General features: G+C 37.5%; 15 protein-coding genes. 5 read left to right on the top strand and 10 right to left on the bottom strand.

Translation table 11 applies throughout. The features are described 5' to 3' along the window. Position 1: 1 nt before the first annotated feature. Together CRS_RS12010 and CRS_RS24420 are read right to left on the bottom strand one after the other, a co-directional pair. Positions 2–1,207 carry an exonuclease subunit SbcD gene (locus CRS_RS12010; RefSeq protein WP_142724273.1) on the bottom strand — a complete coding sequence of 402 codons (1,206 nt, stop codon included), beginning with the start codon at positions 1,205–1,207 and terminating at the stop codon, positions 2–4. 145 nt (positions 1,208–1,352) lie between these two features. Then, on the bottom strand, positions 1,353–1,505 hold the full coding sequence (locus CRS_RS24420) for a hypothetical protein (protein WP_171006328.1): 153 nt from the start codon (positions 1,503–1,505) through the stop codon (positions 1,353–1,355). A gap of 120 nt (positions 1,506–1,625) precedes the next feature. Here CRS_RS24420 and CRS_RS12005 point away from each other — a divergent pair, with 120 nt between their 5' ends. Next, complete coding sequence (locus CRS_RS12005; RefSeq protein ID WP_142724272.1) at positions 1,626–1,874, top strand: VF530 family DNA-binding protein; 249 nt, start codon at positions 1,626–1,628, stop codon at positions 1,872–1,874. Positions 1,875–2,019: 145 nt separating this feature from the next. After that, a complete protein-coding gene (locus CRS_RS12000) occupies positions 2,020–2,520 on the top strand; it encodes a peptidylprolyl isomerase (RefSeq protein WP_142724271.1) in 501 nt (166 codons plus the stop codon). A 59-nt stretch (positions 2,521–2,579) separates the two neighbouring features. Here CRS_RS12000 and CRS_RS11995 read toward each other — a convergent pair whose 3' ends face one another. Both CRS_RS11995 and CRS_RS11990 read right to left on the bottom strand, forming a co-directional pair. Next, positions 2,580–2,957: a YchJ family protein gene (locus CRS_RS11995; RefSeq protein ID WP_142724270.1), complete on the bottom strand. Its 378-nt coding sequence runs from the start codon at positions 2,955–2,957 to the stop codon at positions 2,580–2,582. 227 nt (positions 2,958–3,184) lie between these two features. Further along, positions 3,185–5,326 (bottom strand): M3 family metallopeptidase, encoded by a 2,142-nt coding sequence (locus CRS_RS11990; protein ID WP_142724269.1) that lies wholly within the window; start codon positions 5,324–5,326, stop codon positions 3,185–3,187. A gap of 253 nt (positions 5,327–5,579) precedes the next feature. On the opposite strand from CRS_RS11990, the gene CRS_RS11985 reads away from it, so the two are divergent. Further along, positions 5,580–6,407 (top strand): GIN domain-containing protein, encoded by an 828-nt coding sequence (locus tag CRS_RS11985; protein WP_142724268.1) that lies wholly within the window; start codon positions 5,580–5,582, stop codon positions 6,405–6,407. Between the two features lies 1 nt (position 6,408). On the opposite strand, the gene CRS_RS11980 is transcribed toward CRS_RS11985, so the two are convergent. The 5 genes from CRS_RS11980 to CRS_RS11960 all read right to left on the bottom strand — a co-directional run bounded on the left by CRS_RS11980 (position 6,409) and on the right by CRS_RS11960 (position 10,843). Beyond that, on the bottom strand, positions 6,409–8,298 hold the full coding sequence (locus CRS_RS11980) for a monovalent cation:proton antiporter-2 (CPA2) family protein (protein ID WP_142724267.1): 1,890 nt from the start codon (positions 8,296–8,298) through the stop codon (positions 6,409–6,411). 3 nt (positions 8,299–8,301) lie between these two features. Then, a complete protein-coding gene (locus CRS_RS11975) occupies positions 8,302–8,823 on the bottom strand; it encodes an NAD(P)H-dependent oxidoreductase (RefSeq protein WP_142724266.1) in 522 nt (173 codons plus the stop codon). A gap of 193 nt (positions 8,824–9,016) precedes the next feature. Then, a complete protein-coding gene (locus tag CRS_RS11970; RefSeq protein WP_142724265.1) occupies positions 9,017–9,826 on the bottom strand; it encodes a YgcG family protein in 810 nt (269 codons plus the stop codon). After that, positions 9,807–10,235 (bottom strand): TPM domain-containing protein, encoded by a 429-nt coding sequence (locus CRS_RS11965; RefSeq protein WP_172617051.1) that lies wholly within the window; start codon positions 10,233–10,235, stop codon positions 9,807–9,809. Before CRS_RS11965 ends, CRS_RS11970 begins: the two co-directional genes overlap by 20 nt. Before the next feature lie 2 nt (positions 10,236–10,237). Further along, positions 10,238–10,843, bottom strand: coding sequence for a LemA family protein (locus tag CRS_RS11960; protein WP_002983620.1), 606 nt, complete (start codon positions 10,841–10,843; stop codon positions 10,238–10,240). Positions 10,844–10,916: 73 nt separating this feature from the next. On the opposite strand from CRS_RS11960, the gene CRS_RS11955 reads away from it, so the two are divergent. Both CRS_RS11955 and CRS_RS11950 read left to right on the top strand, forming a co-directional pair. Next, the gene (locus CRS_RS11955; protein ID WP_142724263.1) at positions 10,917–11,414 is read left to right on the top strand and encodes a dihydrofolate reductase; all 498 of its coding nucleotides are present in this window, start codon (positions 10,917–10,919) and stop codon (positions 11,412–11,414) included. Positions 11,415–11,563: 149 nt separating this feature from the next. Continuing rightward, positions 11,564–12,133: a DUF2892 domain-containing protein gene (locus CRS_RS11950; protein ID WP_142724262.1), complete on the top strand. Its 570-nt coding sequence runs from the start codon at positions 11,564–11,566 to the stop codon at positions 12,131–12,133. Positions 12,134–12,201: 68 nt separating this feature from the next. Here CRS_RS11950 and CRS_RS11945 read toward each other — a convergent pair whose 3' ends face one another. Beyond that, entirely contained in the window at positions 12,202–12,834 is a 633-nt protein-coding gene (locus tag CRS_RS11945) for a trimeric intracellular cation channel family protein (protein WP_142724261.1), read from the bottom strand. Positions 12,835–12,919 lie beyond the last annotated feature (85 nt).

Genomic DNA, 12,919 nt, shown 5'->3' with positions numbered 1-12,919 from the left:
CTTATGCATTTAAAATTTCGTTAAACAAATTCATCAGTTCTTCATTAGCTTCCTGCCCACCGTTTTTAGATTTAAAATAATCTTTGAATAATAATTCGATATTTTGATTTAGGTTGATTTCATGAACTTGTTGTTCTGTAAATTCTTTATTTTTTACTTTTGGAATAAGGTGGACAATTCCGTTATGAGACTGATAGATTAATCTCCTTTCATCAGCCGTTAAAAAAGTTTCACTTTCCAGGGTGAGTTCAATAAATATATTGGGATTTTCACCCAGCCACTGAACAGTATTTTCTACAGAAGTGAAGGCTTTTCTGACCAGAGTTCTTCCGTTTTTTAAAGCTTTTTTTTCATAGCTAACTGCTTTTCCCGGTTCCGCATCAATAATAGAGACATATTTTGTCTGTCCGGCTTCACTGAAACTGTAGCAGAGAGGTGAGGATGAATAAATCACAGGCTTTTCCTTCGTACCGATATTCTGAAACCCATGCAGGTGCCCCAGTGCTGTATATTGAATCTGCTCAGGAATGCTGTCTGAAAAAATGAGGTCAGCATTTCCGATTTTAATAGGTTTTTCTCCCTCAGGCTCTTCTAAAATTTCAGCTCCTCTTTTATTCATATACAAATGAGCTGTCAGAAGATTAACTCCGGAATGATCACAAAACTGATCTGCAAGATCTTTCCATTTTTGAGAAAGCACTTTGTTGATTTCCTCTTCTTTATTTTCACCGAAATATTCTTTTAACCGGATCTCATTGGCAAAAGGGGTATGAAGGATTCTTACAGGAAAATCTATTCCGTCAATTTTCAGTTCTATAAAACCTTCTTTTGAGTTGGTAATGTTGAAATATTCTGTTCCGAAAGGTGTAATTTCAGTTTTGGGATGGCCGATTAAAATAATTCCGCATTCCCGCGCCAGAGGATCAGGAGCATTGATTAAGCTTGGAGAATCATGATTGCCGGAAATCGCAATGACGGGACGTTTACCATTCAGTGATAAACGTTTTAATGTTTTATAAAAAAGTTCAACGGCCTCTACACCTGGATTGAAATTGTCAAAAAGATCACCGGCAATTAAAATTAAATCAACGTTTTGCTCGTCAGCGATCTGAACAATTTCATTCATAACCAAAACCTGTTCTTCAAGTCTGGAAAAACGGTCAAGGCGTTTACCCAAATGCCAGTCGGCAGTGTGGAGAATTTTCATAATTTAAATTTGAGAATTAAAAAGAATATATGCAGCATAATTTTCAGCTTGCTTCGTAGAGAATTATTTTGCAGCTATTACAATGTAAAGATAGAGAATACTTAATTTTTAAAAATAAGGTTTTCCTTAATTCGGATAAAACAATTTATAGCTTATTGTCAGCTTCTCTTGCTTTGAAATCTTCCCGGATTTGTTTTAACCTTGCTTTTCTTTCTGCTTCAGCATTTTGTATTTTACGTTTTTTCTGGTCAATTTTCTTTTTATTTTTTTTCCTGTTCGCTTCGTTATTTTTGCTCATATTTTTTGAAACAAATAATGGTATGGTAAGAAATATCTTTTTCAAAAATAAGAAACAAAAAAGGAAGAAGGGGAGAGATTTTCATATAAACTTATAATAAATTAATTTTGTAAAAAAAATATGGAACAACAGTCCAAAGATCCTCTACACGGAAAAAGGCTGGATGCGATCCTGGAAGAACTGGTAGAATACTATGAAGGTTTCGAAAGGCTTGGCGAACAGATCAATATAAAATGTTTTACAGATAACCCAAGCATCAATTCTTCCCTGAAGTTTCTGCGAAGAACACCTTGGGCCAGAACAAAAGTGGAGAGTCTGTATCTCTTTATGCTAAGACAAAAAAAGAGAGACGAAAGTAGAAAAAAATAAAGGCTGTAAAAAGAAGATCTCCATTTCTTTATGTCTTTCATAGCATCCTTCTTCCAACCTCCGGCTTCCAAGCTCACTGAATCATTTCAAAAACAGTATATTTGTATCATTAATCGTGAGACAAAATCACGAAAAAAAGAAAAATATGACAATTGAAAACAATCACGTTGTAGCTGTAAAGTATATACTTCACACTATCGAACCAGATGGAAGTAAGATTCTTGTAGAAGAGACAACAACAGAAAATCCGCTTACATTTTTGTATGGTGTGGGAATGATGATTCCAAAATTTGAACAAAATATCTTAGGCTTAAAAGCTGGCGACAAGGCTGCTTTTGTGATTCAGCCTGAAGAAGCTTACGGAGAAAGACAGCCAGATGCTATTGCTCAATTACCAGTTGATATGTTTAAAGAATCAGGTCTTCCACCAGTAGGAGCTATTTTGCCTTTATCTGATAATCAGGGAAACAACTTCCAGGCATTTGTAGTTGAAATTACTCCTGAAGTTGTAGTAGCAGATCTTAACCACCCAATGGCGGGGAAAGTTTTAGACTTCCAGGTAGAAGTTTTAAATACCCGTCCGGCGACAGAAGAAGAATTGGCACACGGTCACGCTCATGGAATTGACGGAACTGATGCTCACTAAAAAATAAAAATGTCCGATCTAGTCGGACATTTTTTATTTGTATCAATTGGATTTCATTATTAATCCAAAAATTCCCCTGAAACATAATACCAGCGCTCATGCATTTTCTGAAAAACAGAAAACTCATGATGAATTTGTGGATGGCCATCCTGATCAGTATAATAAGCCTTAAATTCTACATGATTAAGAGCAGGCGTTTTTATGATTTCCAGCTTTGTCCATTGATTGATTTCTCCCCATTCCTGAAGATCTTTCTTATTGTGATACTTTCTTTTTCCCGGAAGTGTGGTTTCCATCAGATATTCACCATTCGGAATAGCAAAGGCGGAGAATCTTGAACGCATCAGAGCTTCAGCGGTAGGCGCATGTTTTTCCCTGGTGTGATAAGGTTGGCAGCATTCTTCGTAGGATTTTCCTGAACAGCATGGACAGTCCATATATTGTATTTAAAATTTGAAATGCAAAAATAATCAATATCAATAGAAACTACTTCTGCATATTTAAATTTATAATTTATACTGAAATTAATATATGGAAGTGAAGAATTTCAAATTCAATAGAAACGGGCTTTAGCCCGTTAAAAAATAGAAAAATAAAATTCTTCATCGGCTTTAGCCAAAACATAAAAAAGAAGCACTCTAATTAAAGAATGCTTCCGTTTGATTTATTTTATAAACCCTCTGTTTCTCAATAAAGGTTTGATATCCGGATCGTGTCCTGTAAAGTCTCTGAATGCCTGGTTCAGGTCTACAGAATTTCCTACGGAAAGAATATACTTTCTGAAGCGATCACCATTTTCTCTGGTGAGACCACCATTTTTACTGATCCATTCCCATGCATCATTGTCCAATGTTTCAGACCATAAGTAAGCATAGTATCCAGCTGAGTATCCACCTCCCCAGATATGGGCGAAATAAGGTGTATGATATCTTGGCGGAACCGTTGCCAGATTGAATCCATGATTGGCTAAAGACTGCTTTTCAAAATCAAGAACAGGAATAAACTGGCTTTCATTGCTTACAGTATGCCAATCCATATCAAGCTCAGCAGCAGAAACCAATTCAGTAGTCATATACCCCTGATTGAATGTAGCTGCCTTTTTGATTTTTTCTACCAAAGCCTGTGGGATAGGCTGTTTTGTTTCATAATGTACTGCATAATTTTTAAGAACGACAGGATCTAAAGCCCAGTGCTCGTTGATCTGAGATGGGAATTCCACGAAATCTCTCGGTACATTCGTTCCTGAAAGAGAAGGATATTTCTGGCTGGCAAACATTCCATGAATAGAATGTCCGAATTCATGGAAGATGGTTGAAACATCATCATAACTGATCAGTGAAGGTTTTCCCGGAGCCGGTTTCTGATAATTGTAGCAGTTAACAATCACAGGCTTTGTGCCCAATAAATAAGACTGCTCAACAAAATTGCTCATCCATGCCCCTCCGTTTTTAGAATCTCTTGTATAGAAATCCAGATAATAGATGGCGATAGATTTTCCATCATGATCAAAAACTTCATACGTTACAACATCCGGGTGATAAACCGGAAGATCTGTTCTCTTTTTGAAAGTTAACCCATAGAATTTTTCAGCAGCGAAGAAAACTCCTTTTTCAAGAACTGTTGTAATCTCAAAATAAGGCTTTATTTCACTTTCGTCCAGATCAAACTTTGCTTTTCTTACCTGTTCAGCATAGAAATTCCAGTCCCATGGCTCTACTTTAAAGCCTCCTTTTTGCTGGTCAATAAGATCCTGAATGTCTTTTGCTTCACGTCTGGCTGTTTCCACTGCCGGAGTGGCGATCTGGTTCATCAGCTTAGTAGCTGCTTCAGGAGTTTTTGCCATCTGGTCCTGAAGTTTCCATTCAGCAAAATTTTTCTTTCCCAGAATCTGAGCTTTTTTCAGTCTCAGTTTAGCGAGTTGTTCAATAGTTGCTCTTGTATCATTAGCATCTCCCTTTTCAGCTCTTGTCCATGAAGCTTTGAACAGTTTTTCTCTGGTTGCTCTGTTTTTTAGGTTTTGCAAAAGAGGCTGCTGTGTAGTGTTTTGTAAAGCCAGAAGATATTTTCCCGGCTGTCCTGCCGTTTTGGCATCAGATGCAGCCGCTGCAATTTCATCAGCAGAAAGTCCGTCAAGTTCTTTTGCATCTGAGAAAAATACACCTCCCTGCTTTCTTGCTTCCAGTAACTTGTTGGCATATTGGGTAGAAAGAGAAGCGAGTTCCTGGTTGATTTGCTTAAGCTTTTCTTTATCAGCAGCGGAAAGATTGGCGCCTGCAATCTCAAAGTTTTGCTTATAAAACTGTACCAGTCTTTTGCTTTCAGAATCGAGACCGTCTTCTTTGATAGATTGTATTCTTTTATACAGATTTTCATTCAGGTACATTTTATCAGAATGAGCTGCGAAAACAGGAGCATATTCTTCATCCAGAGCCTGCAAAGTAGGGTTCGTATTGGCACTGGTAAGATTGGAGAATACAATCTGTGCTCTTCTCAATACCTCACCGCTTTTTTCCAGTGCAACGATGGTATTTTCAAAAGTAGGGGCTGCCGGATTGTTGGCAATTTTTATAATTTCAGCTTCATGCTGCTTTAAACCATAGTCAAAAGCGGGTTTGAAGTGTTCATTTTTGATTTTGTCAAATTCCGGAGCTTCATATTGAAGCCTGCTTTTCTTCATAAAAGGATTTGAAGATAAAGAGGGATCAGGAGCAGGCAGCTCCTGTTGAATATCGGTCTGTTTCATTGTAGTACAAGATTGATTGAACGCCAAGGCAGAAATTAATAATACCGATGAAATATTCTTCATAAATATAATTGTTATTAAAGCATAAAGATATTAAAAACTTGCATCATAGGATATATGTTAGCAGACGTATTTACTGAAACCTTTTTATGAACATTTAAAATGAACAAACTATATGCTTAATTAAGAAAAAGTCTTTCATAAAACCTTATAGCAGGTATTTGCAGTAATTTCAATGGTAATGTAATATTTTTTATAAATTAGTTGTTATTTAGATATAAAGAAATCAAACAAATAATTGACAAAAGAAATAAGCATGAAAACAAGGACTTTATTTATTTTTTCAGCCCTAGTGGCATTAGCCTCATGTAATGATAAACATGAGAACAGAAACAGAGACAGGGATGGAGATGGGAATAATTGGGTAGAAAAAGTAGTCAGCAAAGAATCAGGCCCAATGCAGCATAAAGAATTTACCGGAGATTTTGATGAAATTCAGGTTTCTCAGGCGATTGAGGCAGAGGTTATAAAATCTGAAACAGAAAGAGTAGAAATTTCAGCTCCTCAAAGCATCATCAATGAAATTCTTATTGACAATGATGGTGGGAAACTGCATATTCATTATAAACCGGGAATCAGAGTGATGAACATCAGCAAAGTGACTGCAAAAATTTATGCAAAAGATTTTAAAAAGCTCCTTGCAGATTCGGCAGCGAGAATTATTGTAAAAGATAAGTTTACCCAGGAGAAGACAGATATCGAAGCATCAAGTGCGGGAAGCATCTCCGGAGACCTGGAGGCTAATGATATGGAGATCAATGTAAGCAGCAGCAGTAGCTTCGATGGTAAAATATGGGCTGTGAATCTTGATATTGAATCTTCATCAGGATCTACCCTTGATCTTTCCGGAAAAGCTAAAAAGGCGGATATCAGTGCTTCTTCTGGCAGCAGCGTTTCAGCTAAAGGAGTCATTGCTGATGATGTAGAAGCAGATGCTTCCAGTGGAGCAAGTGTTCACATCAGTGCTGTTTCCAGTGTGAAAGCTGGAGCTTCATCTGGTGGAAGTGTAGATATTTCGAAAAAAGGAGAGCTCAAGAATGTAAGCAAAGAGGAAAGTAGTGGTGGAAGCGTAAGCATCCAATAAACTAATCCTGGGATTCATCCTCATCTTCTTCGTCAGCAGATGAGGAACCTTCCCAGTTCTTATTGTCAAAATTGAGATTATCATATGCTAATAATTCCTCCTCACGCTGGAGGATTTCTTTTGTGGTAAAAAGCGTAATGTCATCATCATTTTCTTTCATTTTTGCCAGCTTTCTGATCGATGCTTTATCAATAGCCATAAACCTTTGTCCCAGCCGTCTTGCTGCATATTTTCTCATTCCTGTTTCATGAAGAACATCCACAGCCATATCCACAGCTGTTCCTAATGTTTCACGGTAAATATGATTGATCCCGTTATTCAGATAGTCATAAGCATCAATCCTGTTTTTAGCCCTTACAAAAATTTTCACATCAGGATAATGTTCGCGTACCAGTTCCGCAATAAACTTATTGTCATCCGGATCATCCAGGCATAAAACCAAAATTTCAGCTTCTTCAATTCCTGCAGCCCTTAGAATAGGAATTCTGGTGGCATCACCATAATAGACTTTAAAGCCGTAGCTTCTGAGCAGTTTTACACGGTCAGAATCACGGTCCAGAACTGTTGCTGATATTTTATTAGCTTTTAAAAGACGTCCCACGGTACTTCCGAAATGACCAAAACCTACAATAATGATTTTCTTTTGGGTAACTTCACTTCCAAGGATATTAAAATCATGCTCTTCTTCCGGAATTTCTTTAATGAATTTCGGAGTAATAAATTTATCATTGATAATAAGCAGGATAGGAGTGATACACATGGTGATTGCCGTAACGGCCATCATCTGTGCATTCATCTCGGGACCTAACAGATAAAGATCTGATGCATAATTAAGCAGTACAAAGGCAAATTCTCCTACCTGAGAAAGTGCAAATGCATAAAAAAGACTTTGAGGAGTATCTATTCTGAAAAACTTTCCAATGGTGTATAAAACGATAAATTTTACAGCCAGTACAGCAAAAACAGTACTGAATATGAACAGTGGGTCTTTCTGAATAATATTAAAATTAATAGTAGAACCTACGCTGACAAAAAATACAGCCAGTAAAAGTCCCTTGAACGGATCAATCTGTGCTTCCAGCTCATGGCGGAATTCACTGTTGGCAAGCATTACCCCCGCAAGGAAAGCCCCTAATGCAGGTGAAAGGCCTATAACAACCATCAGCTCTGAAACCCCGATAACAAGGAATAGAGAAGAGGCGGTCAACAACTCTGTCATTCCCGATTTTGAAACATATCGGAGGAAGGGAACAAAAACATATCTTCCTAATAAAATAAGCAGGGCTACTCCAAAAATTACGGTTCCGGCCTGAAGCCATTCCGGAAGTTTCTGAATCAGAATCTGGATTTCATTATCATGATGCTTGGCTTTATAATTGGCTACAATAGGGAGTATGGCTAAAATAGGGATCACAGAGATATCTTGAAACAGCAGGGTAGAGAATGAGGCTTCTCCGGCGGTGGTCTTGAGATTGTTTTTTTCCTGTAAGGTCTGCAGAACAATTGCTGTAGAAGATAGTGCAAAACACATAGCGATGGCAACGGCTTTGTCTATTCTCCATCCTGCACTGATGAACACGAGGAATAATAATGCAATCGTAAGTACCATCTGTGACAATCCCAGTCCCATTATCTTTTTTCTCATTTCCCAGAATTTACGGGGTTCCAGTTCTAATCCTACAAGAAACAAAAGCATGATGACACCGAATTCACTGGCGTGCATGATATCATCTACATTTTTTCCTGTAAGCCTGAGTACATATGGGCCTATGATAATTCCTCCTAAAATATAGCCGATGACAGAGCTCAACCCTAATTTCCTGGCCAATGGAACCATGATAATGGCAACCCCCAGGAAAATTAATGTGTTCATTGCTAAGCTGGATTCCATATGTTATTGATTGAGAAGTTCTGTAAATTCTTTTTTATGTAAAATAATTTCCTTTTTGGATAGTTTGTTGGCTTCGTATACGATTTTGATATGCTTAATGTCTGCTTTGAAAACTTTTAAAGAAACAATCAGTCCGCTGATCAGTTCTTCTATGGAGTATTGATAGGTACCTGTTTTACTGAAAGATCTTTCTTTTCCGCCGGTAGTGACCAAAATATAAACTTCTTTTCCTTCCAGTGGATTGTATTCACCTTCCTTAAGCCAGTCTCTGTCGAAAACCTCATCAATCCATAATCTGAGAAGCGGAGGCATTCCAAACCATATCAGAGGAAACTGAAAAATAAACCGGTCATAATTTTTAAGGCGTTTCCTTTCTCTGAAGGCAGCGATATGAAAATCAGGATATTCTTCGTAAAGATCTCTTAAGGTAAAATGCTGGTGACGAACGTAGAAATTAATGAGCTCTACATTCGAATTGGAGTGCTCCAGGTAAGGGTGTGCAAATACTACCAGCGTCTTCTTCATAATCCTGTTTTCAGTAAATATAGTGAAAAAATATTGAATTAAAGACGGTTTTTGTGTGGTTTTGTTAATTTTTTAATATCTAAAGATCAATTTAACATTAAGAAAAGTTAAAGAATTGGTATTATTTTAGTGTTTTAAATAAAAAAATCAGGTCGTTAATGACCTGATTTATATGATTTTTAAAATGTATTTGTTACCAGCCTCCGGATGCACCACCGCCTCCAAAGCTTCCGCCTCCGCCGAAGCCTCCGAATCCGCCGCCGCCAGAACTTCCACCTCCGAAACCACCTCCTCCGAAGCTTCCAGGGAATGGGAAGAAACCGCCAGGATAATTTCTGCGTCCTCTTCTGGTGATAATTACATCATCGTCGTCGTCATTGTTTCCGCCGCGTCCGCCTCCTCTGTTACCAAAAAGTATAGCAATAATGATGAAAATAATAAAAGCAATGATAAGCACTTTAAAGGCACTCCCATTACCGGAGGGAGCTGTTGTCGGCACAGGTTTGAATTTTCCCTGCACAGCCTCCATAATGGCTGAGGTTCCTCCATTGATCCCTTCATACCAAAGGCCTTTTTTGAAATTTGGAGTGACGATATAATCTAAGATCTGTCCTGCTACTGAAGCGGTAAGATATTGCTCTACAGCACGTCCCTGCTGAATAGACATTGTTCTGTCTTCTGTGGCAATCAGGAAAACTACGCCATTATCCACATCTTTCTTCCCGATTTTCCATTTCTCTCCAAACATGGTTGCCAGAAAATTAATATCTTCTCCTTTGGTGGAGCGGATGATCACCACTTCAATTTCCGTTGAGGTAGAATCAGCAAACTTGATCAGCTTATTATTCAGCGCATCTTTTTCCTGTTGGGAAAGTAATCCGGCTTCATCAAAAACCGGGTAGAGAACTGCAGGTTTTTCAGGAATAGTATACTGTGCTGATACAAAAGTGTAAAAGCATAGCAATAAAAATGAAAATACTATTTTAAGAGAACGTAATTTCATTTGAAAGTTGGTTTGGATTTTCTCCTTCTACAGGAAAATGTTTTTTGAGTTCAAGTCCTGTTTCCAGGATGGCACTTTTCAGTGCTTTATAATAATTTCCTTTGGCAAATTCAGCAGTGATATAATCGTGAAGGTGATCCCAGTATGACTGTCTTACCTTTTCATGAATTCCGATATCTCCTATAATAGTAAGATATTTCTGTTCAAAATTAACGTGAAAAAGGACAGCATTTCTGTCAGCGGTTTTATCCATACCAAGTTTTTTAAAAACTTCAAATGCTCTTTTAGCATCACGGTTTTCCGTATTGGAATCAATGTGTATCCTGATCTCTCCCGTAGAATGATCTTCCGCAGACTGAATCGCTTCCACAAGGGAAGCGATCTGTTGATTTGTTAGGAAATTACCCATTATTATTTAAATACTTCAGGGGCTTTCTGAGCTCCTGCGTCAGCTTTGAAATAAGGTTTTTCTTTAAAATTGGTGAAATTTGCAAGAATATTATTCGGGAAAGTCTTGATAGACGTGTTGTAATCCTGTGCAGCATCGTTGTAATAAACAGTTTCAGTTCTGATGCTGTTTTCGATAGCAGTGTATTCTCTTTGGAAATTGATATACTGCTGGTCTGCTTTTAAGTTAGGATAAGATTCTACCACGGCCATCAATCGGCTTAATGCTCCTGATAATTCTCCCTGCGCTGCCTGGAATTTGGCCAGATCTGCTTCTGTCATATTGGTAGGATCAATATTGATAGAAGTGGCTTTTGAACGGGCTTCCACAACTTGAGTTAAAGTTTCCTGTTCAAATTTTGAATACGATTTTACAGTTCTTTCCAGGTTAGGAATAAGGTTGGCTCTTTTCTGATATACAGTTTCTACATTAGACCATTTTGCATTGACAGTCTGTTCTTTGTTGACAAAGTTGTTATAGCCGCTTTTTCCCCAGAAGAATAGAACAGCAACAATAATAAGGAGGGCGATACCAATGGTTCCTGCACCCAGACATCCTTTATTTTTCATAGTTTATTTTTTTAAATTTTTTGTGCTAACCAAATATACAAATTATGTGCTAATTTTGTAAAAAATTATTTGAATGACAACAATAGTGGTGGCGATGGGAGAGAAAAATGAAATTGGTTTTGAAAACCAGTTGCTTTGGCATCTTCCCAAAGATTTGAAACATTTTAAGGAAATTACTTCAGGGCATCCGGTTATTATGGGAAGAAAAACATACGAAAGTATTGGAAAGCCTCTTCCCAACCGTACCAACATTGTTGTGTCAAGAAAAAAAGACTGGTTTGAAGAAGGAATTCTTATTGTAGGAAGCATCAAGGAAGCATTGAAATTTGCAAAGAAGATTGATGAAGAAGTTTTCGTGATCGGAGGTGGAAATATCTATGAACAGACAATGGAGGTGGTGGACAGGCTTGAAGTTACTTTGGTGAAAGCAGATCTTGAAGCCGATACATTCTTCCCGAAAATAGATCCTAAAATCTGGAAGTTGACCAATGAAATCTGCCATGAGAAAGACGAAAAGAACGGTTATGATTTCTGTTTCCGGACGTTTGAAAAAATTAAGAAAGAAGCTTAGGGGCCAATAGTCAATTTTTGCTTTGCAAGGTGAATTGTGAATTTCTCACAGCTACAAAAATTAACAAACGCAGCGAATTGACCATTCACCATTGACTTTTTGAACTTTAAGCCCTAAATTTATTATCTTTGCACTTCTAAAATTTAATAATGAATAAATACATAAAAATTGCAGTAGCAGCATTTCTTATCCTGGCAGGACTTTATATGATGTTTTTCACAAGAAATCTGGGATGGGGTATTGTTGTATTTCTATTAGCTGCATTTCCAATCTTGCTATTCTTTAAAAATGAGTATATTCTTTTGGCATTCTGGCAGCTGAGAAAGCAGAATATGGAAAAAGCGGGAGAATGGTTATCAAAAATAACAGATTATAAAACACAACTTCATAAAACTCAATACGGATATTTTCACTATTTAACAGGATTGACCCAGGCTCAGGATCACCCTGCGAAAGTAGAGCCTTTTATGAAAAAAGCTTTGGAATATGGTTTGAATATGAAACATGACAGAGCAATGGCAACTTTGAATCTTGCGGCAGCAGCTATTTCCAAAGGAAGAAAGCAGGAAGGGCAGAAGCTTCTGGAAGAAGCAAAAAGATTAGACAGTGCAGGAATGATGACCGATCAGATCAAAATGATGAAAGAGCAGTTGAAAATGCCAACCATGCAGAAGCATATGCACAATCCTAATATGAGAAACAGAGGGAAATTCTTCTAGTCATCAACTAAAAATACAAAAAAAGCACCTGATTCAGGTGCTTTTTTTATATCTGTGAAAATTCTATTCTACATTTCTGAGCTGTGATCATGGCCATAAAATTTAGGTATCTGCCAATGATATTTTACAGCGAAAGTTCTGATCGCAACAATCAATAAGATAGTAAAAACCTGTACAAAAGTATAGGAAAACGCAGTGTATTTTGTCATTAATAAAAATGCCGAACCTCCTACAATGCATGCCGTAGCGTAAATTTCCTTTCTAAAAATCAATGGAATCCTGTTGAGTAGTATATCCCGGATTATCCCCCCAAAACAGCCTGTTATAGTTCCTAGTGCAATACAGATCATAGGGTGGATTTCTGCATTTAAACCTTTCTGAACCCCGATAATGGTAAATAACCCGAGACCGAAGCTGTCGAAAATAAACAGGGTTACCTTGAAGTTTTTCTCAAGTGATTTGAAGACCATTGAAAAAATACTGGTTATCAGAATCAGGGCACACGTCAGAAGATCATGCATCCAGAATACAGGGATATCCAACAGCAGGTCTCTTACAGTTCCTCCTCCCACAGAAGTTACAAATGCAATAATAAGTACCCCGAACGGATCAAGCCGTTTCTGCATTGCTGCAAAACTTCCGGACATGGAAAAGGCAATAGTCCCCAGGACTTCTATAGCAAAATTGAACTGTTCGTGCATATATAATTATAAATGATTGTTGATAAATCATAATTGATGAATGATTTCTGCTTAAGCAAATTCTTGGCCATTATATCAATTATCA

The sequence above is a fragment of the Chryseobacterium sp. ON_d1 genome (assembly GCF_006829085.1).
In the GTDB taxonomy this organism is placed as follows: Bacteria; Bacteroidota; Bacteroidia; order Flavobacteriales; family Weeksellaceae; genus Chryseobacterium.
This window is presented reverse-complemented; position numbering and strand designations above follow the sequence as displayed.